Source organism: Kitasatospora sp. NPDC034023 (genome assembly GCF_055575795.1).
In genome coordinates this window covers 471,414-496,154 of record NZ_JBVIRY010000003.1, presented here as the reverse complement: position 1 = coordinate 496,154, position 24,741 = coordinate 471,414, and the positions used below count along the sequence as shown (strand labels likewise).

The window sequence follows — 24,741 nt, the reverse complement described above, 5'->3', positions numbered from 1 at the left end:
GCCCACGCTCTCGCGATCATGTAATCCTACACCGATCAATAAACGGGTCGGCGGAATGGAGTTCCGATGCCTTCGAAGGAGAATTACGCCCGCCGGGTGCTCGAGGCGCTGGCGTCCGATCCTGACCGGATTGCCCTGTGGCGGGAAGGCGAAGAGTTCACCGCAGGCCAGTTCTCCAAGGCCGTTCTCACCGCGGCGGAAATCTTGCGTCGGCACTTCACGGAACACCGAGCTCCGATTGCGGAAGGCAAGGATCCGGTTGTGGCGGTGCTAACCGTCACCAACACCCCGGCGACCATCATCTTCCGCTACGCGGCCAACCTCGCCGGGGCCACCCTGGTCCACCTGCACTCCACGAACGCGGTGGATCCCACCGATCAGCTGGCCGCCGCCGCCCGGCAGGAGATGCTCAGCAGGACCGGGGCGACCTTCCTCGCCATCGACAAGGAGAACGTCGACGCGGCCCGCGAGCTGTGCGACCGGCTGCCTGAGCCACCGCGTCTCGCCGCTCTCGGCCCCCTCGGTCCCGATGTCCTGGACCTCTCGTCGGGCGACTCGTACGCCTTCGACCTCGACGCCGTCGAGGTCGACCCCGAACAACCGGCCGTGGTGATCTGCACCAGCGGTACCAGCGGCAGCCCCAAGGCTGTCACAATGCCGTACCGCGTCCGCAGCCTCTACCTGCAGGTGGGCCCCCGGGTGGGCTTCCAGTCCCCGGAACCCATCGTGTACCTGTCGACCCTTCCGGTGAGCAACTCCAGCGGTACCGTCGTCGACCTCGCGCTCGCCTCCGGCGGAACGGTCGTCCTGCACGACGGGTTTGAGGCGGGCGAAGTGCTGCGGGCCGTGGAACAGCACCGCATCTCCACGCTGGCGATCACCCCGCCGCAGCTGTACATGCTGGTCGACCACCCCGACATCGCCACCACCGACCGGTCGAGCATCAGGAACATCACCTACGTCGGCTCCCCCGCAGCTCCCGCCCGCCTGGCCGAGGCGGTCGAGGTGTTCGGCCCGGTGCTGACCCAGATCTACGGGACCACGGAGACCAGCCCCATCAGCATCCTGACCCCGCCGGACCACTCCGACCCGGCACTCTGCCGGACCGTCGGGCGTCCGACCGCGGAGGTACGCATCCGCGGCCTGGACGACGACCGTGACGTCCCACCCGGCGAGATCGGCGAGGTGTGCGTGCGGAGCCCGTCCACCATGCTCGGCTACTGGGGCGAACCGGAGCTGACCGCCGTGACCATCCGCGACGGCTGGGTGCACACCGGCGACCTCGGTTCCCTCGACGAGAACGGCTTTCTGCGCCTGCACGGCCGGATGGGCGAGGTGATGAAGACCAACGGCATCAAGGTCCGTCCCACAGATGTGGAGAACGCGCTGCTAACCCATCAGGAGGTCGCCCAGGCCGCGGTGTACTGCGTGGTCGACGACGACCGCGTGGAGCACATCCACGCCGCCATCGTGGTGCGGCCGGGCAGCACCGCCGACTCCGGGGCGCTGATCGGTCACGTCGCTGCCGAGCTGTCCCCGAATCACGTACCGGCCGTGGTGACGTTCTACGACGCACTGCCCCTCACCGGTGCCGGCAAGCCGGACATGCAGACGCTGGTCGCACTAGCTAGCGCTCTCGCTGATAAGCCGTTGTCTTACCGGATGTGATCGGTAGGTTTCCGCAGGTCAGGCTTAGGCTCGGCGACCGCGCGACAGGGTTGGTCCATCCGGCGAGACAGGTTCCCACTTGGACCGGGGGCCACGTTTCTGTCAATCTCGGCAGTCCTCCTGGCGGGGATGCTGTCGAAAATCCTGGCCTGACCGGCCTGAGACCGATGACTGGCTGACTCTCGCTACAGGCGCTCTGTTGGCGGCCCAACCAGCCCCAAACGCACCGGTGCTACTGGGGATCGAGTCCCAGGCCGGATCCACCTTCCCAAATTCCGTTCGATCGACAGCCTCGTGATCGATATGACAGCGGCTTCTTTAGAGAGCGAGTGGCATAATGACCGCACACCTGGATTTCTTCACTCATGAGATGAAGGAATTCGCCGACCACAGCCGTCAGTTCCTGGAGGTCGGTCGGCGTGCCGGACGGTTCCCGAGTGCCACTGCCCGGGAGGGGCAGGCAGGCGCCGAGCTGGAGATCAGCGTCTGGTGCAGCAACGACTACCTCGGCATGGGGCAGAACCCGGCCGTGCTGACCGCCATGAAGGAGGCCGTCGACGCGTTCGGCGCCGGCTCCGGCGGCTCCCGCAACATCGGTGGCACCAACTACTACCACGTCCTGCTGGAGCAGGAGCTCGCCGCGCTGCACGGCAAGGAGGCGGCGCTGCTGTTCAGTTCGGGCTACACCGCCAACGACGCCGCGCTGTCAGTGCTGGCGGGCCGGATGCCCGGCACCGTGGTCTACTCAGACCAGCTGAACCACGCATCGATCATCGACGGGCTGCGGCACAGCGGTTGCGAGAAGCGGATCTTCCGGCACAACGATGTCACGCACCTCGAGGAGCTGATCCGCGCCGACGGCGACCGCCCGAAGCTGATCGTCCTGGAGTCGGTGTACTCGATGTCCGGTGACATCGCGCCGCTCGCCGAGATAGCCGCCGTCGCCGAGAAGTACGGCGCCACCACGTACATCGACGAGGTGCACGCGGTCGGCATGTACGGCCCGCGCGGTGCCGGGATCGCCGCCCGGGACGGCATCGCCGACGAATTCACCGTCGTGATGGGCACCCTGGCGAAGGGCTTCGGCACCGCCGGCGGCTACATCGCCGGGCCCGCCGCGATGGTGGACGCGGTGCGCAGCTTCGCCCGCGGCTTCATCTTCACCACCTCGCTGCCGCCGGCCATCGCCGCCGGCGCGCTCGCGGCGGTCCGCCACCTCGTCGTCTCCGACGAGGAGCGCGAGCGGCTGCGGAACAACGCGCAGCTGCTGCACCGGCTGCTCGACGAGCAGCGCATCCCGTTCGTCTCGCCGATGTCGCACATCGTCTCGGCGTTCGTCGGCGAGGACGCCACCTGCCGTCAGGCGTCGGCGCTGCTGCTGGACCGGTACGGCATCTATGTGCAACCCATCAACGCCCCCAGCGTGCGGGAGGGCGAGGAGATTCTGCGCGTCGCGCCGTCCGCGACGCACACCACGGCCGATGTCGAGAAGTTCGCGGAGGCGCTGGACGCCATCTGGCAGGAGCTCGACATCCCGCGCACACAGGCGTGAGGCGGGGACGGCGGTCGGGGGCCCTGGCGCGCCCGGCCGCCGTCGTCGCTGCTTTCGACCGCAATCGATCAGCGGAGGTTTGGTGACTCTCTCGGTAGCAGCCGTTCTCGCCGAGTCGGCGGTACGACGTTCGGACCACCCGGCGATCGAGTTCGCCGGAGCTCGCCTGACGTACCGTGAACTATGGTTCCGTGCCCGGCAGTACGCCACGGTGTTGGACGAACGGGGTACTCGCCCCGGTGACCGGGTGGCGCTGCTGCTGCCGAACGGCCTGGAGTTCCCGGCGGCCTACTTCGCCGTGCTGGCGCTCGGCGCGGTCGTGGTGCCGATGCACGCGCTGCTGAAGGCGACCGAGATCGAGTACGTGCTGCGCGACAGCGGGGCCCACGTGCTGATCTGCGCCGGGTCGTTGCTCGCCGAGGGGCGCAAGGGAGCGGAGATCGCCGAGGTGCCGCTGCTCGCGGTGCGGGCCGACGCGGAGTGCGAAGCGCCGCGGCTGGACGTGCTCGCCGAGCACGCCGAACCGATCGCCGCCTACCGGCCGTGCGCGCCCGACGACCTCGCGGTGATCCTCTACACCTCCGGCACCACGGGTCGGCCCAAGAGCGCGATGCTGACCCAGCTGAGCATCACCATGAACGTCACCGTCGGGATGCTCTCCCCGTTCGACTTCCGGGCCGAGGACGTGCTGTTCGGTTGCCTGCCGCTGTTCCACACCTTCGGGCAGATCTGCGGCATGCTGACCTGCTTCCGGGCGGGCGCCACCATGGTGCTGACGGACCGCTTCGACGCCGCGGGCGCGCTCGACCTCATGGTCGCGCACAGGTGCACGGTGTTCATGGGCGTCCCGACGATGTACCTGGCGCTGCTCGACGCGGCCGCCGCCACCCCGCTCCGCCCGCCCCTGGACCGCGCGTTCTCCGGCGGCTCGGCGCTGCCGGTCAAGGTGCTGGAGGAGTTCCAGGCCACCTTCGGCTGCACGATCTACGAGGGGTACGGGCTGACCGAGACCTCACCGGTGGTCGCGTACAACCAGCGGGCCTGGCCGTGCAAGCCGGGCACCGTGGGCCGCCCGATCTGGGGCGTCGAGGTGGAGATCGCCAGGGCCAACCTGGAGGGCCGGATCGAGCTGCTGCGGACGGGCGAGGTCGGCGAGATCGTCATCCGGGGCCACAATGTGATGGCCGGCTACCTGGGCCGGCCCGAGGCGACCTCCGAGGTGCTGGTGGACGGCTGGTTCCGCTCGGGCGACCTCGGGGTGAAGGACGCGGACGGCTATCTGTCGATCATCGACCGCAAGAAGGACCTGGTGCTTCGCGGCGGGTACAACGTGTACCCGCGCGAGCTCGAGGAGATGCTGGTGCACCACCCGGCGATCGCGCAGGTCGCGGTCATCGGCGTCCCGCACGAGCGGCACGGCGAGGAGGTGTGCGCGGTGGTGATCCCGCGCGCGGACCGGACGCCGGACGAGGCGCTCGGCGCGGAGATCGTCGCCTGGAGCCGGGAGCGGATGGCCGCGTACAAGTACCCGCGCCTGGTGGAGTTCGTCGACGCGTTCCCGCTCGGCCCCAGCGGCAAGGTGCTCAAGCGGGAGTTGGCGCAGTGGTTCGGCGCCGAGCGCTGAATCAGACCGCCAGCAGCCCGCGGAACCTGTCAAGGCGATCAAGGCAGGTGATGTTGCGCCTACTCCACTTGAACTCGCCTTGTCGTAGGTGCTGAGAGCTGTCGATCCGTGGGTATGCCCCCGTCCGTGCGATACGCGCAGGGGGGCGGGTTCACTGCCCAGGAACAGCAGCGCCGGGAGCGGGTGCGGCTTGATGCCGCCGAGCGGTTCGAGCGTGGTGACAGCAACGGAATGATCGCCCGCGACCTGAGAGGGACGGTGCGGTCGGTCGAGCGGTGGCGCCGTGCCTGGCGGGAAGGTGGCTCGGTGGCACTTGAGCCGAAGGGGCCTCAGTCCCCGCCGAGGCTGGGCGAGCGGCAGTTCGCCCAGTTGGAGGGGGAGTTGGAGAAGGGGCCGTTGGCGCACGGCTGGGAGGACCAACGGTGGACGCCGGCGCGGATCAAGACGGTGATCGGCCGCCGGTTCCATGTCTCGTACACGGTTCAGGGTGTCTGGAAGCTCTTGCGGCGCAACGGCTGGTCCTGCCAGCAGCCGGTTCGTCGGGCGATCGAGCGCGACGAGGGCGCGGTCGAGGTCTGGAAGAAGCAGGTGTGGCCGCAGGTAAAAGCCTAGTGGCGACGCTCGGGGCCTGGCTGGTGTTCGAGGACGAGGCCGGGGTGTCGACGACACCGGCGCGCGCCCGAACCTGGGGACGCCGTGGCTGCACCCCTGTCGTCCGGGTGCGCGGCCGCTCCCGCCGGCGGGTCTCGATCGCCGCCCTGGCCTGCTACAAGCCTGGTGAATGATCCCGGCTGATCTATCGGCCCGGGCCGGACGACAGTCAGGGCCGGGCCAAAGGCCGCAAGAGCTTCGCTTGGACCGACTACCGAGACCTGATCGTCGCCGCGCACAACCAGCTCGGCGGCCCGATCGTCCTGATCTGGGACAACTGTGAGACTTGCGACGTGCCGCTGGGACCGGAAGCCTGACCCGTGGGACAACTGGCCGCAGTGCCCTGTTTAGGATCTGTCGGTGACCAATCCGGCGCTGGTCGCCACCTGCGTGGCACTGGGCGAGGATCGAGGTGAGGCCGTCTTCACGATGCGCCTGCTCGCCCGCCGGATCCAGAACCTTGGTCAGGAGATCAAGGAGTTGACCCGGCGAATGACCGCAGCTGTCCGGTCCAGCCGGCCCCAGCTCCTGAAGCTCGTCGGCGTCGGCCCCGACAGTGCCGCGGTCCTCCTCTCCGCCGCGGGTGACAACCCGGACCGGCTCACGGACGAGGCGTCGTTCGCCGCATTGTGCGGGGTCAGCCCAGTCGAGCAATCCTCCGGGAAGACCCAGCGGCGACGGCTGAACCGCGGCGGTCACCGGCAGGCCAACGCCGCCCTCTACCGCATCGTCCAGTCCCGCCCGCGCTGGGATGAACGCACCCAGGCCTACCTGCAACGGCGCACCGCCGAGGGCATGTCCAGGCGTGAGATCATCCGCTGTCTGAAGCGCTACGTCGCCCGAGAGCTCTACCGGCACATCCGGCCTTCTGCGAGTCCGGTCACTCCTTCGGCAGTTTGACGAACCATAGGGGCATCCTGAACACCCACCTGATGCCGCCGATGCAGGCGTTCATCCAGGCGAACCAGGACTGGCTGACCGTCTACCAACTGCCGGCGTATGCCCCCGATCTCAACCCGGTCGAGGGGATCTGGTCGCTGCTGCGGCGGGGGTTCCTGGCCAACGTCGCGTTCGCCGACCCGGAGCACCTGGTGCGGACGGTCAGACGAGGGTTACGGAAGGTCCAGTTCCGCCCGCACCTCATTGACGGCTGCCTGACTGGGACCGGGCTGGCCCTTGCCCCACCGTGACCACCGACATCGCGAGTTCAACCTGAGTAACCCAGCGGTGTTCGGGCTTCTCGGGGTCGAAGCGGCAGCCGGCGTCCCACGTCGACCGCTCGTTCTGCCCTCACCTCGACAAGGCCGGTCGGAGCGGCATGGGAGTGCGTTTGGCGGCGTGGCTGACGATGGCCGTCTCGACATGGGTGATGCCCAGGCCGACCAGGTCGCTGGAGAGGAAGCCGTAGAGGGTCGTCAGGTCCGGGAAGTACGCGGCCGCGTGGAGGTTCGAAGGTCCCGAGGTGGCGAAGGCGCCGTGCACCGCGGGGTGGTCGGCCAGCGCCCGGCCGGCGGCGGCCAGATGGTCCGGCGCCACCCGCAGCAGGAACTTGGCTTCGATGGGCAGCCCGAGGCGGCGGGGGTCGACCAGCACCTGGGTGATCAGTCGGCCCTGGGCGGCCATCTGGGCGAGGCGTCGCCGCACCGTGCTCTCCGGGTGGCCGGTGCGCTCGGCCACGGCCACCGCGGGCAGGCGCGCGTCGAGGATGAGGGCGTCGATGAGCTCCTGTTCCAGGGCATCGGTGTCGACGCCGTACGGGCCCGGGGATCCGGTACCGGCCGCCCCGGGGACCGGCTCGCCCGGGCTGAGAGCCTCGCGTTCGGACACCGTCAGCACCTGGTGGCGCCACTCGGAGGTGAGCCGGAAGACGTGCAGGATCGTGGCGCTCTCCAGGGACGTCACCGCCTGGGTGGAGGGCAGTCGGCGGAAGACCAACTGGTCGCGTGAGCCCGGCTCGGTGCGGGCGACCGCGAAGATCTCGTCACCCGACGTGGTGACGTCGATGAAGGGGATGTCCTCGCGCGCCGCGAGCGCGGCCACGATCGTGTCGAGCTTTCCCCGCAGGACCCGGATGCGCAGGAACAGGGCCCCGGCCGAGCCCCCGTTGCGCGGTCGGGCCACCGGTGAGATCACCACGCGCACGGTGCCGTCGGCGCCGAGCGCGTGCAGTCGGCGGCGGACGGTGGCGGGGCTGAGCCCCAGCACCTTGGCCGCCCGCTCCGCGGTGAGGCGGCCGTCCCACTGCAGCGCGGCCACCAGCCGCTGATCCGGGAGGCTCAGTACGGAATTCGTCGATTCGCGCGCCATGAAGGAAAGTTTCGCTCATCCCGTGGCCTCGCGGCGCCCGTTCCGGGGACGACGCCCCAACCATGGAGGTCATCCGCTCCGAGAACGACGGATCCACCACGGAGGTCCACATGCCCGTGTCCAAGGAACAGGACTCCAAGCAACGGGAGCCCAAGCAACAGGAGCCCAGGCAACGGGAGAAAGTACGCTTCGCCAGCGGCGACACCGCGTGCGCCGCCTGGCACTACCCGGGGTCCAACGGCGGCTGCGTGATCATGGCCGGCGGAACCGCGGTGACGAAGGAACCGGCCTCGGACCTGTTCGCCGCCCGGTTCAACGAGGCCGGCTTCGCGGTCCTCGCCTTCGACCACCGACGGTTCGGAGAGAGCGGGGGCACGCCGCGTCAGATCGTCCGCCTCGACGAGCAGATCGCCGACTGGCACGCCGCGATCGAGTACGCCGCCGCGCTGCCCGACGTCGACCCGGACCGGATCTCGCTCTGGGGCTTCTCGCTCGCGGGCGGCCACATCTTCCGCGTCGCGGCCGACCACCCGCGACTGGCCGGCGCGATCGCCCAGACCCCGCTGGTCGACGGCCTCGCGGTCGCTCCCCACGCGCTGCGCTCCATGACGCCCCTCGCGCTGCTGCGGCTCTTCGGGCGCGGTGTCGCGGACGCGCTCGGGGGCCTGCTCGGGCGGGCGCCGCTGCTGGTCCCCGCCGCCGGACCGCGCGGCGCCGTCGCCTCGCTCACCACACCCGACGCGATGGACGGCGACCGGGCCCTCGACCCCGAGCGTCGCCATACGAACTGGGACCAGACGGTCGCCGCACGGATCGCCCTCCAGGTCGGCGGGTACCGGCCCGGCCGCCACGCCTCCCGGATACGGTGCCCGCTGCTGGTGGTCGTCTGCGACCAGGACCGGAGCGTGCTCCCCGGCCCCGCCGTCCGGGCGGCCCGGAACGCGCCGGCGTCCGAGGTGGTCCGGCTGCCCGGCCGCCACTACGCCCCGTTCCTGGAAGCACACGAACAGGCCGTCGAGGCGCAGATCGCGTTCCTGCAGAAGCATCTGGCAACACCAGTCCGGACAGGAGAAAGCACATGATCATGGTCACCGGTGCGACCGGAACCGTCGGTCGCGACGTACTGAGACTGCTGGTGGCGGAGGGAGCCGAGGCGGCGGCAGTCACCCGTGATCCGGCCGCCGGCGGGTTCGCCGACGGTGTCCGGCCGATCGTCGGGGATCCGTCCACGCCGCGGTCGCTGGCGTCGGCGCTGGACGGTGTGGAGGCTCTCCTGCTCAGTCCGCGTGCCGTCGGCGGCGCGAGCGCCGAGCTGCTGGCGCTCGCGGCCGAGCGCGGCGTGCGGCGCGTGGTGGTGTTGTCGGCGGTCACCGTCGAGTACGGCGGCGGGTACCGGCGCTTCGCCGAGGAGTTCGAGCAGGTCGAGGCCGCAGTCAGAGCCTCCGGGTTGCCGTGGACGTTCCTGCGGTGCGCCGACTTCGCCGCCAACGCCCTGGCCTGGGCGCCGCAGATCCGCGCGACCGGCACCGCTCGGGGCGTGTACGGCGATGCGGCCACCTCCCCCATCCACCAGCGGGACATCGCCGAGATCGCCGTCCGGGCGCTGCTGGACGCCGCCCACGCGGGCCGCGCGTACGCGATCACCGGGCCGGAGTCGCTCACCCAGCGCGACAAGGCCCGGCTCATCGGCGAGGCCATCGGCAGGGAGCTGTCGTTCGAGGAGATCTCCCCCCAGGAGCTGCGCCGGGCGCTGCTCGCCCAGGGGCTGCCCGAGGACGTACCCGACCGGCTGATCGGCTACGCGGCCGCATGCCTGGACGAACCGGGCCCGACGACGGACACCGTTGCCCAGCTCCTGGGACGCCCCGCCCGGACCTTCGCCACCTGGGCCGCCGACCACGCGGCCGCCTTCCGCAGCTGAGGCTGTCATGAGGGGGGCTCACGGGTGAGCGTCAGGCCGGGGTCCGCCCACCGAGCAGATCCGGGTCACGGGTGAGGCGGAGGGTGTCGATGTCCACGTAGCGGCGGGAGTTGATCCCCCATTCCAGGTTGCCACGCATCCAGGCCTTCATGCCGTCGGTGAAGGTGCCGACGGCGGCCCGGTCGGCCTCCGGCAGGCCGTGCCAGCTGCCGCAGAGGGTGGTGAGCGACTCCTCGGCGTGCAGGAAGACCTCGATGTCGCGGGCGACCTTGCGGTACACGTGGTCGATGGCATCCTGGATGCCGCAGCGGAGTTCCCGGCTCACCGCGAGCACGCCGTTGGTGACTTCCCCCACGACGAGTTCCTTCTGCAGGGAGAGGACGTCGTTGACCCAGACGACGACGTCGGAGGCCTTGTTGACCATCGTGCGCAGCTGCTCGGACTCGTGGAGCAGGGCGGGTACTTCCAGGCCGGCCGCGTACTCCAGCAGGTCCAGTGAGGGGGTGATGCCGCCGGAGGCGCGGCGCAGCTGGGTGTAGCCGCTGACGGCGGGGACGTGCCGGTGTTCGCGGTTGACCGCCTCGTAGCGGAAGGCGTCCAGGAACTGCCCCATGTGGGTGATGAAGCGCAGCTGCCACTGGATGCTCTGCCGCCCGGCGAGGCGCCGCCACACCTCGGCGAGTTCGTCCACGAGCGGCGGTGCGTCCCCGGCCGGTGACGGTTCGGCGGAACGGAGCGAGAGGGCCGCGAGCATCCGCAGGGTGGCGCGGGTGTGGTCGGCGGCCTCCGCGGAGGCGCAGCCGTCGTACAGGTCGTCGATGACGAAGGCCCAGGTGAACCAACCGGCGAGCGGCGAGAGTCGCTCGGCGCGCAGGTGCGGGTAGCAGCGGGCGATGAGCTCGCCCAGGTGGGTGTCGGCGAGCCGTCGGCGGGCGCGCGGTCCGTCGACCAGGCCGTAGCGGTCGGCCCACTCCAGGATGAGCCGCTCCAACTCCTCCCGGTGCGGGGACATCCGGGGAGGCAGCCGGTACAGGACGTGGTCGGGGTCGGGCAGCAGTCGCAGGTCGAGGGGGACGGTTCGGGGGGTCGTCATGCGGGTGTCGGTCTCCTTCCGGCCGGTTCGTTCCGGTGCGGTTTCACGGGCGCCTGTGCAGCCGTAGGCGCAGCGGGGCCGGGTGGATCACCGTCCACGGGCGGGGCTCGACCAGGTGCGCGGGCAGTGGTCCCGGCAGCGGTTCCAGCCGCCACCGGGAGGTGATGACCGCGACGGCCAGGGTGAGTTCGGTCAGGGAGTAGACGTCACCGATGCACTTGCGGGAGCCGGTGCCGAACGGAACGTAGGCCTGGCGCGGGAGTTCGGCCTGGCGGGCGGGCGACCAGCGGTCGACGTCGAAGCGTTCGGGGTCGGGGTAGAGGTCGGGGCGGTGGTGGAGGAGGTAGGGGGAGAGCAGGACGGCGGTGCCCGGGCGGAGGCGTTCGCCGGCCAGCTCGACGGGCTCGGTGACGGTGCGGCTGTAGAACCAGGCGGACGGGTAGAAGCGGAGCGTCTCCGCCACCACGCGGCGGGCGAGGTCCAGGCGCGTGACGTCCGCCAGGGTGACGCCGGGGGGCGTGACGCCGGGGGGTGTGACGGCGGGGTCGGCGTCGGTGTCGGTGTCGTTCGGGAGGGTCTGGGCGGGGAGGACGGCGCGTGCCTCCTGGGCGACGGCGTCGGCCAGTTCCTCGTCCCGGGAGAGGAAGTGCAGGGCCCAGCCGAGCGCCGAGGCCGAGGTGCCGATGCCGCCGGTGAGCATGGTGACGACCTGGTCGCGCATCTCGCGGTCGGTCAGGCCCTCCTCGACCATCAGCGTGAGCAGGTCGTGATCGCTGTCATCGCCGCTGCCGCTGCCGCTGCCGCTGCCGCGACCGCTACCGCGCCGGCGGTCCTCGATCGCGCCGTCGACCACCTCGTCCACGGTGCGGCAGGCCTGGCGGAAACGGCGGTTGGCCCGCGTCGGCAGCCGGTCGAGCAGCCGGGACGGGGAGCGCATCTGCCGGCCGATGCCCTGGTGGAAGTCCGGGTAGACGGCGGCGATCCGGGCCACCGCGGCGGAGGGGCCGTCCGCGGAGAACATCGTCCGGGTGATGATCCTGGCGATCAACTGATAGGCGTGCTCCTCGACTTCGATCACCCGGCCGTCCGGCCAGCCGCCCGCGGTGGCGTGGATCTCCTCCAGCATCACCGGCAGGTAGCGGGTGAAGGCGTCCGGCCGGAAGGCGGGCTGGAGTTGCCGGCGCTGCCGGCGATGCACGTCGTGGGGTGTGGAGCCCAGCCCGTCGCCCAGGAACCAGCGCAGTTTGTCGAAGAGCGGGCCGCCCTTGTCGAAGTGCCGGGTGTCGGTGAGGACGTGGTGGAACAGGTCGGGGGTGCAGACCATCATCGCGCGCTGCGGTCCGAGCCGGAGCTCCACCAGATCGCCCTGGTCGGCGAGCGAGCGCAGGAACGGCAGCGGATTGCGGAAGAGGGCCGGGACGTGTCCGAGCAGCGGGAGGGCGCCGGCCGCCCGCGCGGCGCGGTGGGCGGTGGTGGTGGTTGCGGTGGGTGCCGTCATGTCTCCCCGTTCGACGCAGGGCGGAAGTCCGGAGGCCGGCGGGGGCGCCCGGCTTCCTGGGGCAGTCAATCTGGCACTCGGCGTCGGGAGTTGAGAAGGCCGGAACCGATCCGAAAATATGTCTTGGGACGGATTTCGGCCGGTGTGACGCATGCTGTCAGGAACATTTGCTCCCGGGGCCCTCAGCGGCGTCGCCCTGCACCTCGCGGGCCGCGTCCCCGGCGGCGCGGGCCGGAAGGCGCTGCTCCAGTGGTGATCGTGCGGTGCGCCCCGTGATGCGTTTCGACGAACTGAAGGCCGCTCCCCGTCACGCGAAATTCACAGACCGACGTCTACTCGCATAGACAACGATGGGCCATCCTGGTGCGATGCCGGCGCCCGAAGCCCGCCCCTCGTTCCCCGGGGAACCGCGGGCGGGGGTGCCGGACGGATAGGTCGGCCCTCGCGCCGGCGCACTGCCGCGTCACAGCACTGCGTACGACCCCGCCGTCCGAGCCGGTTCCGTGGGCCCGGCGCCGGGCTTACCGTCCTCCCGCCGAGGCGCGGCAGGAGGGCAGGAGGGCAGGAGTCGTCGCAGGCACACCATCCTCACCGGGAGATGCAGATGAAGCCACGCACCGCAGCCACCGTCGTCGCCCTGACCGCGGCCGGCCTCGCCGTCTCGGCGCCCACGGCCGGCGCCAGCGGTACCAAGCTGTCGCAGTCGGCGGCCGCCAGTCAGTTCAGCAACGCCGGCATCACGTGGAGCTCCAGTGGGGGCTGCACCACCAGGTCCAACCCCGCCTGTACCTCGTTCGAGCAGATCAACTCGGGCACGGTGAGCGCCGTCATCACCCTCAAGCGGGCCAGCGGCTGCGCCATCAACATCACGGGCGGGACCGAGGTGGGCCACGCCTCCGGCACCTACAGCCACTACAACGGCTACAAGGTCGACATCTCCCGCAGTTCCTGCATCGACGGTTACATCCAGAACAGCTTCACCTACATCGGCTACCGGGGCGACGGCTACCCGCAGTGGAAGGCCGCATCGGGCAACCTGTACTGCAACGAGGGCAACCACTGGGACATCCTCGTGTACTGACACCGACCTCGGGTGGGGCCAGTGCTCGCAGTGGACCAGCCGTGAGCAGACATCCGATCAGCGTCGCCCGCGGGATGGGGCTTCGGCGGGCCCCAGGGCCGGGGCCCGCCGGAGATCGGCGGGGTGGAGAGGGAAGGTTTCCTCCATGTCTCCGCGATCGGCCTGTGGTGATCAGCGGGCTCGGCGCCGGGTCAGATGAATCGCCACAGGTGGTCGCTGGTGCCGTTGTCGTCCCAGAGGACGGTCTGGGCGCCCTGGGCGGTGGAGCCACCGGAGACGCCGAGGACGCGGCCGCTGTTGGCGCACTGGATCCTGAAGGTGTCACCGCCGCCGTGGCGCAGGCGCCACCGGTGGTCGGCGGCGCCGCCATCCGCCCACTGGACGATCCGGGCGCCGTTGGCGGTGCCGCCGTTCTCCACGGCGAGGACCTTGCCGCTGTTGGCGTTGCGCAGGCGCAGGTAGCCGCCGGTGTCGACGACGGCCGTCCAGAGGTGGTCGGCGGTGCCGTTGTCGTCCCACTGGATGGCGAGGCCGCCGTCGGCGGTGGACATGCCCTGCACACCGAGGACCCGCCCGCTGGCGACGTTCTGGATGCGCCTGGCACCGTCGGGGACGAACTGCCACTGGCCGGCTGCGGCGCCGCTGTCGGGCAGTTGTACGGCTGCGGCGCCGTTGGCGGTGGAGCCGCCTTCGATACCGAGCAGCTTGCCGCTGTTGGCGTTCTGGAACTTGTGGTAGCCGTTGCCGGCGTCGACGACGGTCCACCGGTGGTCGGCGGTGCCGGTGTCGGCCCACTGGAGGATCGGGGCGTTGTCGGCGGTGGACATGTCCTGCACGCCGAGGACCTTGCCGCTGTTGACGTTGCGCAGCCGCAGTGCGGTGCCGTCGACGGTGAGGACCCAGTTGTGGTCGGCGGTGCCCGTGTCGGGCCACTGCAGGGCGAGGCCCCCGTCCGCGGTGGACATGTTCCGGATGCCGAGGACGAGTCCGCTGGCCGCGTTGACGAGACGGAAGCCGGCGGAGCTGTCGGTCCGCCAGTAGGCGGTGTAGTTGAAGCCCTGGGCGTCGTGGAACGGGGCGAGACCGACCGTCGCTCCGTCGGCGGTGGCCGTGAAGGTGAGGGCGGTACTGCTGGTCCGGGTGATCGAGGACGGGTCCAGGGCCGGGAGGGAGGACAGCGCGGTGCTGCCGTAGTTGCCGGCCAGGACGACGGGGCCGTAGGTGATCGCGGCGACACCGGGATTGTCGTTGGCGGCCTGGAGGGCCACCCGCATGGGGAGCTTCACGGTGACGGTGTCGCCGGAGGCCCAGGACCGGGTGAGGGTGGCGTAGGTGCCCGGGGTGGCCGTGACGGCCTGGGCGACGCCGTTGACGCTGATGGTGGCGCCGGAGGTCCATCCGGGGATGCGGACGCGCATCGACCAGGTCCCGCCGACGCTGCCGGTGACCTTGAGCGTCGTGGTGTCGTCGGCCGGGTACGAGGTGGTCTGGGTGACGGTGATGCCTCGCTGGGTCCAGTCCAGGACGGAGGGGAGGAACAGGTTCACCGTGAGGGTGGTGCCGTCGTGGAAGTAGATGGAGTCCATCAGCTTGGTGTTGGACTCCATGCCCGTTCCCTGGCAGCACCAGAACGTGCCGTAGTCGGTGCTCCAGGTGCCGCCGCCCCAAGCCGGCCCCTTGCCGCGCCGGGCGCCCGGGTTGAGGGACGTGAAGTAGGTGATGTGTCCGTGCGGGTCGGCCGGGTTCTGGGCGCCGATGACGTGGTTGAGCAGCGCCTTCTCGTAGAAGTCGAAGTACGACGCCCGGTCGGGGGTCAGCTGCCACAGTTCCCGGGTCAGCTTGAGCATGTTGTAGGAGTTGCAGAGTTCGCAGGTGTCGGGGACGAGGTAGCCGGAGATGGCGTTCGCGGCCCGGAAGTGCTCCGCCTGGCTGTTGCCGCCGATGGCATAGGTGTGCGAACCGGTGGTGAACGTCCAGGCGTTGGCGGCGATGTCGCGGTAGCGGGTCGTGCCGGTGGCCTTGTACTCGCGGACGGCTCCGATCCACTTGGGCACCTGCGTGTTGGCGTGCAGGCCGTCGAGCTGGTCCCGGTTCGCGGCGAGCGGGTCGAAGACCGCGGCATGGTCGAACCGCTGGGCGCAGGTCAGCCAGCGTGCGTCGCCGGTCTGTTGGTAGATGTCGGCCAGCACCTCGTTCATGCCGCCGAACTCGGTGCCCATCAACGACTGCATCGTGCTGTAGCCGAGCGGAGCGGTGCGTCGGTCGACCCAGTCGGCGAGCGCGAGGAGCACGTCGCGGGCCTGCGTGTTGCCGATCAGGCGCCACACGTCGAGCAGACCGGCCATGGTCTTGTGGATGCAGTAGTAGGGGACGTTGCCGTTGCTCAGCTTGCCTGCTTCGAGGCCGGCGAAGTCGGCCTCGGGGAAGCCCGAGAGATAGCCGGCGGAGAAGCCCGCGGCGGAGTTGTTGGCCTGGCATTTGGCGAGTTCGGCCACCATCTGGTCGGCCTTGTCACGGCAGGTGGTGTCCCCGAGTGCGGCGTGGGCCTGGGCCCACGCCGAGAGGAAGTGGCCCTGCACGTGAGTGCGGAAGGGGAACGCCGGGTCGTCCCAGCCTCCGGTCGGGGCTGCGGCGTTGGTGGAGAGCCGGTGGTTGGCGCGGAAGTTGTACAGCAGGCGGTCGACGTCGACGAAGCGGAGGTAGGCCAGGGTGCGGTTCTGGTTGTCGAGCCATCGACTGCTGGTGAGCGTGACCTGACCCAGGTCGAACGGCACCGTCGACACTCCGACGTCCGACCTGACCGGGGATGTCTGCGCCGCGGCGGAGACGGGGCTGAGGACAGGGTCGGCAGCTACGGCCACGGCCACAGCGCTCGTCGCCTTGATCACGGTGCGGCGGCTGAAGGGATGAGCCGGCATGGCGAACTCCTTGGTCCGTGGAAGACGTCGGGGACTGGGGCCGGTGGCAGTGCGGGAGTGCTGACGGCGACGCGGGTCCCTTCGAGCGGGTCGCGTCACGTTCGCTGCCTTCCCCGGCCGTCATGGCCTGTGGGGGGACGCAGCCGTATCCCTGTGCGTGGGCATGCGTCACCGGCCCTGGATTTCGGGGCGGCATCCGCCTGATGACATGAGTGTTAACGCTCACAATTTGCGTGTCAATACTTTTGTCGGTGAGCGGTCGAGACGTTCTCGCCGACCCGTCGTACCGGAAGGCGACCGACCGATCGCCACCGGGATGCGGACCGCACTCGCATCCGTGAAACGCGCGCGCCACTCGTCACCGGTCTCGACCCTCAGCTCCGACCATCGATCCGGACGGACGGCGAGTCGACCGAGACGTGCCGGTCGATGTCGGGCGCTCGCACATCCCTGGACACGATCGGGGCGCCGGGTCTATAAACGTGGAACTCACCCTCACTCCACCGCTGTTCTGCTGCCAGCATTTTGTTAGCGCTAACACTTCGCAGCCGTCTCCCTCCCCCACCCGAGCCGCTTGCTCAAGGATGACGAGGCCCCCCATGCACAGTCCTGGTTTCAACCGCAGACGTCCGCCTGCGGCGCTCGCCGCCGCGGTTGCGGTCCTGGCGGCATTGGCCGCACTGGCCGCGATGCTCGTCGCCGGCCCGGCTCAGGCGGCCACCGCCGGCGCCGTGCGCGGTACGGGTTCCGGTCGGTGTCTCGACGTCCCGGGCGCCGGCCAGACCGACGGCACGTTCCTGCAGATCTGGGACTGCACTGGCGGGACCAACCAGCAGTGGACGTCGACGGACAGCAACCAGCTGACCATGTACGGCAACAAGTGCCTGGATGTCCCGGGCCACGCCACCACGGCCGGTACCCGGGTGGAGATCTGGTCCTGTAGCGGCGCCGCGAACCAGCAGTGGCGGGTGAACTCCGACGGCACGATCGTCGGCGTGGAATCCGGGCTGTGCCTGGACGTCTCGGGCGCCGGCACGGCCAACGGCACGGCGGTGCAGCTCTGGAACTGCACCGGCGCCGGCAACCAGAAGTGGACCGGCCTGTCCGGGACGGGCAGCACATGCTCTCTTCCGTCGACATACCGGTGGACCTCGACTGGTCCGTTGGCACAGCCGACGAACGGGGCGGTCGCGCTGAAGGACTTCACCACCACGACGTACAACGGCAAGCACCTGGTCTACGCGACGACCTCTGACGGATCGTCGTGGGGCTCGATGGGGTTCAGCCCCTTCACGAACTGGTCGGACATGGCGTCGGCCGGCCAGACCGGGATGAGCCAGTCCGCGGTGGCGCCCCAGGTGTTCTACTTCGCTCCCAAGAACGTCTGGGTGCTCGCCTCACTGGGGTGGGGTACCGCCTGGCCCTTCACCTACCGCACGTCCAGCAACCCCACCAACCCCAACGGCTGGTCCGCGCCGCAGGCGCTGTTCACCGGCAGCTTCCCCACCGGCGTCACCGGCAGCCCGATCGACCCGACGCTGATCGCCGACGACCAGAACATCTACCTGTTCTTCGCCGGTGACAACGGCAGCATCTACCGGGCGAGCATGCCGATCGGGAACTTCCCGGGCAACTTCGGCTCCACCTACACGACGGTCATGAGCGACACGGCGAAGAACCTGTTCGAGGCGCCGCAGGTCTACAAGGTCCAGGGCCAGAACCAGTACCTCATGATCGTCGAGGCTCGGGGTGCCACTGAGCAGCGCTACTTCCGCTCGTTCACGGCCTCCAGCCTCAGCGGCGCGTGGACCCCGCAGGCCGGCACCGAGAGCAACCCCTTCGCCGGCAAGGCCAACAGCGGCGCCACCTGGACCAACGACATCAGCCACGGTGACCTGGTCCGCAACAACCCCGACCAGACCATGACCATCGATCCCTGCAACCTGCAGTTCCTCTACCAGGGCTACGCCCCCAACACCCCGACGAACACCACCTACCTGCAACTGCCGTACCGGCCGGGCGTCCTCACCCTGCAGCGCTGACCCGCACCCTGCACCGCTGACCCGCCCCGATCCACAGTGATCGCGATGCGGTGCGGTCCGCCGACGCGTGGACGAGCGGTTCACGGCGTGGGTGACTCCACCTGCTGACCGATACTCACCGCCCTGAGGAACCCCAGCCGCGCGTCGGCTGGGGTTCCTCTCCTTCGTGGGGCCCGTCCAACCGACGGCTCTGTCCCCTTTTATCGGACTGGCGATCACCCGCGAGGGCGTCCCGGTCCGCTGCCGGACCTGGCCCGGCAACACCAGCGGCGCTACCGTGCCGATGGCCGAAGATGAGCGGCCTCCAGGCCCAGGAACAGCCCCTGACCAGGCCTTATCCCTCACGGAGCCGTGGACGCACACCCCCCCGGCGGCACCTCACGCCCATTCTTCCCAGGTCAACCCCCACGTTGAGCCCGCCCTTGGGCCTGCCGACTGTCGAACTCGGGCGGCTCGTCGAGTGGTCGACGAGGCCGACAGCACAGCCCGGGAAACCACTCCGACACATCGGGGTAACGGTTCGAAACCGGTCTCTTGACGTGCCTGTTGTTAGCGTTAACACTCAGGCAACGTAACCCGAGAGCAGCTGGCTCGGCAGCATTCGGCGCACCACTGGAGGAACTGTGCGTAAGGCAATAGCGGGACTCGCCACGGCGGCACTCGCCCTGACGCTGTCGGCCTGCGGGCAGAGCAGCAACGGCGTCGGCGACGGTGCCGCCAAGAGTGCCGACGCCAAGGGCGGCACCATCGGCATCGCGATGCCGACCAAGTCGTCGGAGCGCTGGATCAACGACGGCAACAACATGGTCAAGCAGTTCCAGGCCCAGGGCTACAAGACGGACCTCCAGTACGGCGACAACGTCGTCGAGAACCAGGTCTCGCAGCTCGAGAACATGATCACCAAGGGCGACAAGCTCCTGGTGGTCGCGGCGATCGACGGTGCGGCACTCACCGACGTGCTGCAGAAGGCCGCCGACGCGAAGATCCCGGTGATCTCGTACGACCGCCTGATCCGTGGCACCAAGAACGTCGACTACTACGCGACCTTCGACAACTTCAAGGTCGGCGTCCTGCAGGCCACCTACATCGCCGACCAGCTCGGGCTGAAGGACGGCAAGGGCCCGTTCAACATCGAGCTCTTCGCCGGCTCGCCGGACGACAACAACGCGGGCTTCTTCTTCAACGGCGCGATGAGCGTGCTCAAGCCGTACATCGACTCGAAGAAGCTGGTGGTCCAGAGTGGCCAGACCGAGTTCAACCAGGTCGCCACGCAGCGCTGGGACGGCGGGGTCGCGCAGTCCCGGATGGACAACCTGCTGAGCAAGTCGTACACCTCCGCGCACGTGGACGCCGTCCTCTCGCCGTACGACGGCATCTCGATCGGCATCCTGTCCTCGCTCAAGGGCGTCGGCTACGGCGGTACCGGCAAGGCACTGCCGATCGTGACCGGCCAGGACGCCGAGCTGGCCTCGGTGAAGTCGATCATCGCGGGTGAGCAGACCGAGACCGTCTACAAGGACACCCGTGAGCTGGCCAAGGTCACGGTGCAGATGGCCAACGCCGTGCTGACCGGTGGCAAGCCCGAGGTCAACGACGAGAAGCAGTACAACAACGGCGTCAAGGTCGTGCCGGCCTACCTGCTCGACCCGGTGAGCGTCGACAAGGCGAACTACCAGAAGGTGCTGGTGGACGGCGGCTACTACACCGCCGACCAGCTCAAGTAGCCTGTCGGCCCGAACCCGGGCCATACCCCGAGCCGGCGGAGCCGGCGGCGGACCGCCCCGACCGATCCCGCTGCCGGCCCCGCCCCCAAGCGAACGGATGCACCACATGGCCGGACCCGTCCTCGAGATGCGTTCGATCAGCAAGTCCTTCCCCGGCGTCAAGGCCCTCTCGGACGTGAACCTCACCGTCGCGCCGGGTGAGGTGCACGCCATCTGCGGCGAGAACGGCGCCGGTAAGTCGACCCTGATGAAGGTCCTCAGCGGCGTCCACCCGCACGGGTCCTACGACGGGGAGATCCTCTTCGAGGGCGAGCCCTGCGCCTTCAAGGACATCAGGGCGAGCGAACACCGCGGAATCGTCATCATCCACCAGGAACTCGCCCTGGTCCCCTACCTCTCGATCGCCGAGAACATCTTCCTCGGCAACGAGCACTCCCGCCGGGGGATCATCGACTGGAACCGGGCTCTCGGCCATGCGAAGGAGTTGCTCGCGCGGGTCGGCCTGCCCGAGCACCCGCAGACCAGGGTCGCCGACATCGGCGTGGGCAAGCAGCAGCTGGTGGAGATCGCCAAGGCACTCGCCAAGCAGGTCAAGCTGCTCATCCTGGACGAGCCCACCGCCGCGCTCAACGACGAGGACAGCCGCAAGCTCCTCGACCTGATCCTCGAGTTCAAGGCGCAGGGCATCTCCTGCATCATCATCTCGCACAAGCTCAACGAGATCGCGCGGGTCGCCGACGCCGTCACCATCCTGCGCGACGGCCGGACCATCGAGACCATCCAGGTCGGCGAGGAGGGCATCGCCGAGGACCGGATCATCCGTGGGATGGTCGGCCGCGACCTCGACCACCGCTTCCCCGAGCGCGAGCCGTACACGGGCGAGGACGCGGGGGAGATCGCCTTCGCGATCGACGACTGGACGGTGTTCCACCCGATCGACCAGCACCGCAAGGTGGTCGACGGTGTCTCGATCAACGTGCGGCGCGGCGAGATCGCCGGCATCGCAGGCCTGATGGGCGCCGGCCGGACCGAGTTGGCGATGAGCGTCTTCGGGCGCTCGTACGGCCGGTACGCCGGCGGCCGGGTCGAGCTGAACGGCAAGGAGATCCGCACCCGGACCGTCCCCGAGGCGATCAAGCACGGCCTCGCGTACGTCACCGAGGACCGCAAGCACTTCGGGCTGAACCTGATGGACAGCATCGGCCGGAACATCTCGCTCAGCGCGCTGGGCAAGGTCTCGAAGCGCGGGATCGTCGACGAGTACGCGGAGTCCCGGGTCGCCGAGTCCTACCGCAAGAGCATGAACATCAAGGCCCCGTCGATCTTCGCGGCCACCGGCAAGCTCAGCGGCGGCAACCAGCAGAAGGTGGTGCTGAGCAAGTGGATCTTCTCGGCGCCCGAGGTGCTGATTCTCGACGAGCCCACCCGGGGCATCGACGTCGGCGCGAAGCACGAGATCTACACGGTCATCGGTGAGTTGGCGGCGCAGGGCAAGGCGATCCTGATGATCTCCTCCGAACTGCCCGAGCTCCTCGGCATGTGCGACCGCGTCTACACCATGGCCGAGGGCCGGCTGACCGGCGAGGTCCAGCGGGCGGACGCCACACAGGAATCACTCATGCGCCTCATGACCAGGGGCAAGGCGCCCGACATCGAGCAGGGAACTACCGAATGAGCGACGTGAAGACCGAAGAAAGCCTGCGCCCCGCGCCCACCGCGCCGGCCCCGGGCGACGGCACCCCCGGCACGCTCGGCCTGCTGGTGCAGGCCGTGCGCGGCAACCTCCGCCAGTACGGCATGCTGGTCGCCCTCGCCCTGATCGTGGTGCTGTTCCAGTTCTGGACCGACGGCATCCTGCTCAAGCCGCTCAATGTCACCAACCTGATCCAGCAGAACAGCTACATCCTGATCCTGGCGATCGGCATGATGATCGTCATCATCACCGGGCACATCGACCTCTCGGTCGGCTCGCTGGCGGCGTTCGTCGGCGCGGCGGCCGCGGTGATGATGGCCAAGGACCACATCTCCTGGCCGGTGGCCCTGGTAGCGGCACTGCTCATCGGCGCGGCGGCCGGCGCCTGGCAGGGCTTCTGGATCGCGTACATCGGCATACCGTCGTTCATCGTCACGCTGGCCGGGATGCTGCTCTTCCGGGGCGGCACGCAGATCCTGCTCCAGGGCCAGTCGGTGGCGCCGTTCCCGAAGGGCTTCCAGAAGATCAGCAGTGGGTTCCTGCCCGAGGTCGGTCCGCAGACCAACTACCACAACCTGACTCTGCTGCTCGGCCTGGCCGTGCTGGCCGTCTCCCTGCTGCAGGAGGTGCGCGGCCGCCGCCAGGCGCAGCGCCACGGCCTGGAGCCGCTGCCGGTCGGGCTCTTCCTGGCGAAGTGCGCGGCGATCACCGCCGCCGTCGTCGTCTTCACCCTGCTGCTCGCGAGCTACCACGGCTTTCCGATCGTGCTGCTGATCCTGGGCGTGCTGCTGGTGGCGTTCGGCTACCTGATGCGCAACTCCATCCTGGGCCGGCACACGTACGCCATCGGCGGCAACCAGGCGGCGGCGAAGCTGTCGGGTGTGAAGAGCAAGCGCGTCGTCTTCCTGGTCTTCGTCAACATGGGCGTCCTCGCGGCGCTGGCGGGCATGGTCTACGCGGCCCGGTTGAACGCGGGAACGCCGAACGCCGGTATCAACTTCGAGCTGGAGGCGATCGCGGCCGCGTTCATCGGCGGGGCCTCGGCCAGCGGCGGTGTCGGCACGGTGTTCGGTGCGATCGTCGGTGGCCTGGTGCTGGGTGTGCTGAACAACGGCATGTCGCTGGTGGGCATCGGTACCGACTACCAGCAGGTCATCAAGGGTCTGGTGCTGCTGGCCGCCGTCGGTTTCGACGTCTGGAACAAGCGCAAGAGCGGATCCTGAACCCTCCCCGCACGGCACTGTGCCCGCCTCTCGCGTGAGGGGCGGGCACAGTGCCGTGCGCGGGCAGGGCCGGGTGCGGGCGCCGGGCTGTCCGGACTACGCCCGGCTGCGAGCGGGTGCGGGCGCGGTGCTCAGGCGGACCACCATCTCCGGGGCCACCAGGACGCTGCCGGGTGCGCCCGAGCGGTTGTCCGGGGTGTCGTCGAGCTGGGCGACGAGGAGCTCGAGCCCGCGTCGGCCGAGCCCGCCGAAGTCCTGGCGGACCGTGGTCAGCGGCGGCACCAGATAGGACGCCTCCGGGATGTCGTCGAAACCGACCACGCTGATGTCCTCGGGCACCCGGCGGCCCGCCTCGTGCAGCGCCCAGAGCAGGCCGAGCGCCATGTGGTCGTTCGCGCAGAACACCGCCGTGACGTCCGGGTCCGCTGCCAGCTGCCGGCCGGCCTCGTACCCCGAACGGGAGCTCCAGTCGCCGGGCAGCGGGCGGGGTGCGGCCACGCCGGCATCGGCGAGCGTGGCGGACCAGCTCTCGGCGCGGTGCCGGGCCTCCAGCCAGCTCGGTGGGCCCGAGACGTGGTGCACCGTGCGGTGCCCGAGATCGAGCAGGAACCGCGTCGCCGCCCTGGCGCCTGCGATGTTGTCCGCGGCCACCGTGGGCACCCGGACCTGGCCGGACGTACCGAGGCGAACGACCGGGACGCTCACCGAGATGTGGGCCAGCGGGTCCGCCGCGGAGGTCTGGGGCGCGATCAGCACGATGCCCTCGACGCCCTGGTCGCGCAGGCGGTCGACGGCCTCCTGCACCGATCGGGCGTCCAGTGCGCGCGGCGAGACGATGCTGATGTAGTAGCCCGCCGCGCGAGCGGCCCGCTCGATGCCGTAGAGCATCGAGGCCGGGCCGAACAGCGTGGTGTCGAAGCTCACCACGCCGAGCATGTTCGACTTCCGGGTGACCAGCGTGCGGGCTGCCGAGTTCGGGCGGTAGCCCAGCTCCCGGATCGCCGAGAGCACGCGGTCGCGGGTGGCCGGGCGTACGTTCGGGTGATCGTTGAGAACCCGGGAGACGGTCTGGTGCGAGACTCCGGCCAGCGCCGCGACGTCGGCCATCACCGGCTGGCGGGGCCCGGCGGCAGCGGCCTCCTCCGACCTGCCCTGTCGACCTGCGGCGGTGCTCATGATCTCCGCTCCGTCCTGAGTTTGTGGATCACTCTCACGAGCCTACCGAGAGCGCGGGCGCGCTCCGGTTGGCGCCCCGGCACCGGCGCCGCCGGCCAGGCAACCGTCACAGCTCGCAGCGGCCGACGACACGCCGCGCCTCCGCACCGGGTGGGTGTGCGGAGGCGCGGCCGGTCGTCAGCCGACGGTGAGGACGGTGACCGAGTACGGCGGGAAGGCGCGGGTGACGGAGCTGCCGAGCCCGGTCCTCGCACCACTCCGGGTACTCGAGCAGTCCAACCGGATGGACGAGGGCTTCAGCGCCTTGAGTTGTCGAGCTTCACCCAGGCGGACACCGAGAACGACTTCGAGGTGTCCACCACGGGTGCGGCGATGTCCGCGTCGGCGGTGGAGGATCCGGTCAGGCCCAGGCTGTGCGAGCCGACCTGGCCGACGGTGTGGGTCGCGCCCGACCCGAGTGTCGCGGTGTGCGCGTTCCCCGGATTCTGATCCGGTGGCGCATGGGGATCCCTTGCTGGTGGGTGGCAAAGGGAAGGTGCCATGGCGCCGGTCCTGCGGGCGCCATGGCAC

Annotated in this window: 16 protein-coding genes and 3 pseudogenes; 14 read left to right on the top strand and 5 right to left on the bottom strand. The window is 69.7% G+C overall.

Translation table 11 applies throughout. The features are described 5' to 3' along the window. The first annotated feature begins 66 nt into the window (after positions 1–66). The 6 genes and pseudogenes from ACZ52R_RS07095 to ACZ52R_RS07070 form a co-directional block, all read left to right on the top strand. Positions 67–1,668, top strand: coding sequence for an ANL family adenylate-forming protein (locus ACZ52R_RS07095; protein WP_465753012.1), 1,602 nt, complete (start codon positions 67–69; stop codon positions 1,666–1,668). Positions 1,669–2,005: 337 nt separating this feature from the next. Beyond that, on the top strand, positions 2,006–3,220 hold the full coding sequence (gene hemA / locus ACZ52R_RS07090) for a 5-aminolevulinate synthase (protein WP_465753010.1): 1,215 nt from the start codon (positions 2,006–2,008) through the stop codon (positions 3,218–3,220). An 82-nt stretch (positions 3,221–3,302) separates the two neighbouring features. Then, positions 3,303–4,844, top strand: a complete 1,542-nt coding sequence (locus tag ACZ52R_RS07085; RefSeq protein ID WP_465753008.1) for a long-chain-fatty-acid--CoA ligase — start codon at positions 3,303–3,305, stop codon at positions 4,842–4,844. Positions 4,845–4,970: 126 nt separating this feature from the next. After that, positions 4,971–5,773 (top strand): annotated as a pseudogene (locus tag ACZ52R_RS07080) (IS630 family transposase); the annotation flags it as partial. 82 nt (positions 5,774–5,855) lie between these two features. Next, positions 5,856–6,395, top strand: a pseudogene (locus tag ACZ52R_RS07075) (transposase); the annotation flags it as partial. A gap of 17 nt (positions 6,396–6,412) precedes the next feature. Then, positions 6,413–6,685 (top strand): annotated as a pseudogene (locus ACZ52R_RS07070) (transposase); the annotation flags it as partial. 100 nt (positions 6,686–6,785) lie between these two features. Here the strand turns inward: ACZ52R_RS07070 and ACZ52R_RS07065 are convergent. Beyond that, complete coding sequence (locus tag ACZ52R_RS07065) at positions 6,786–7,802, bottom strand: Lrp/AsnC family transcriptional regulator (protein WP_465622786.1); 1,017 nt, start codon at positions 7,800–7,802, stop codon at positions 6,786–6,788. Positions 7,803–7,912: 110 nt separating this feature from the next. Here ACZ52R_RS07065 and ACZ52R_RS07060 point away from each other — a divergent pair, with 110 nt between their 5' ends. Further along, positions 7,913–8,884: an alpha/beta hydrolase gene (locus ACZ52R_RS07060; protein ID WP_465622788.1), complete on the top strand. Its 972-nt coding sequence runs from the start codon at positions 7,913–7,915 to the stop codon at positions 8,882–8,884. Continuing rightward, complete coding sequence (locus tag ACZ52R_RS07055) at positions 8,881–9,723, top strand: NAD(P)H-binding protein (RefSeq protein WP_465622790.1); 843 nt, start codon at positions 8,881–8,883, stop codon at positions 9,721–9,723. The genes ACZ52R_RS07060 and ACZ52R_RS07055 overlap by 4 nt, the downstream gene beginning before the upstream one ends. Positions 9,724–9,754: 31 nt before the next feature. On the opposite strand, the gene ACZ52R_RS07050 is transcribed toward ACZ52R_RS07055, so the two are convergent. Together ACZ52R_RS07050 and ACZ52R_RS07045 are read right to left on the bottom strand one after the other, a co-directional pair. Further along, positions 9,755–10,816 carry a terpene synthase family protein gene (locus ACZ52R_RS07050; protein ID WP_465622792.1) on the bottom strand — a complete coding sequence of 354 codons (1,062 nt, stop codon included), beginning with the start codon at positions 10,814–10,816 and terminating at the stop codon, positions 9,755–9,757. Between the two features lie 43 nt (positions 10,817–10,859). Beyond that, positions 10,860–12,314 carry a cytochrome P450 gene (locus tag ACZ52R_RS07045; protein ID WP_465622793.1) on the bottom strand — a complete coding sequence of 485 codons (1,455 nt, stop codon included), beginning with the start codon at positions 12,312–12,314 and terminating at the stop codon, positions 10,860–10,862. Between the two features lie 604 nt (positions 12,315–12,918). Here ACZ52R_RS07045 and ACZ52R_RS07040 point away from each other — a divergent pair. Continuing rightward, the gene (locus ACZ52R_RS07040) at positions 12,919–13,395 is read left to right on the top strand and encodes a hypothetical protein (protein ID WP_465622795.1); all 477 of its coding nucleotides are present in this window, start codon (positions 12,919–12,921) and stop codon (positions 13,393–13,395) included. A gap of 191 nt (positions 13,396–13,586) precedes the next feature. On the opposite strand, the gene ACZ52R_RS07035 is transcribed toward ACZ52R_RS07040, so the two are convergent. Continuing rightward, positions 13,587–16,313, bottom strand: a complete 2,727-nt coding sequence (locus ACZ52R_RS07035) for a beta-L-arabinofuranosidase domain-containing protein (RefSeq protein WP_465622796.1) — start codon at positions 16,311–16,313, stop codon at positions 13,587–13,589. 599 nt (positions 16,314–16,912) lie between these two features. On the opposite strand from ACZ52R_RS07035, the gene ACZ52R_RS07030 reads away from it, so the two are divergent. The 4 genes from ACZ52R_RS07030 (at position 16,913) to mmsB (ending at position 22,995) form a co-directional block, all read left to right on the top strand. Next, positions 16,913–18,355 carry a non-reducing end alpha-L-arabinofuranosidase family hydrolase gene (locus tag ACZ52R_RS07030; protein WP_465753006.1) on the top strand — a complete coding sequence of 481 codons (1,443 nt, stop codon included), beginning with the start codon at positions 16,913–16,915 and terminating at the stop codon, positions 18,353–18,355. A gap of 623 nt (positions 18,356–18,978) precedes the next feature. Next, entirely contained in the window at positions 18,979–20,079 is a 1,101-nt protein-coding gene (gene chvE, locus ACZ52R_RS07025) for a multiple monosaccharide ABC transporter substrate-binding protein (RefSeq protein ID WP_360501618.1), read from the top strand. Positions 20,080–20,185: 106 nt separating this feature from the next. Then, entirely contained in the window at positions 20,186–21,754 is a 1,569-nt protein-coding gene (mmsA, locus tag ACZ52R_RS07020) for a multiple monosaccharide ABC transporter ATP-binding protein (RefSeq protein ID WP_465622799.1), read from the top strand. Further along, a complete protein-coding gene (mmsB, locus tag ACZ52R_RS07015; protein ID WP_465622800.1) occupies positions 21,751–22,995 on the top strand; it encodes a multiple monosaccharide ABC transporter permease in 1,245 nt (414 codons plus the stop codon). The genes mmsA and mmsB overlap by 4 nt, the downstream gene beginning before the upstream one ends. 96 nt (positions 22,996–23,091) lie before the next feature. On the opposite strand, the gene ACZ52R_RS07010 is transcribed toward mmsB, so the two are convergent. After that, positions 23,092–24,171: a LacI family DNA-binding transcriptional regulator gene (locus tag ACZ52R_RS07010; RefSeq protein ID WP_360501626.1), complete on the bottom strand. Its 1,080-nt coding sequence runs from the start codon at positions 24,169–24,171 to the stop codon at positions 23,092–23,094. Positions 24,172–24,480: 309 nt separating this feature from the next. Here ACZ52R_RS07010 and ACZ52R_RS07005 point away from each other — a divergent pair, with 309 nt between their 5' ends. Continuing rightward, positions 24,481–24,660: a hypothetical protein gene (locus ACZ52R_RS07005; protein WP_465753004.1), complete on the top strand. Its 180-nt coding sequence runs from the start codon at positions 24,481–24,483 to the stop codon at positions 24,658–24,660. Positions 24,661–24,741: the final 81 nt, after the last annotated feature.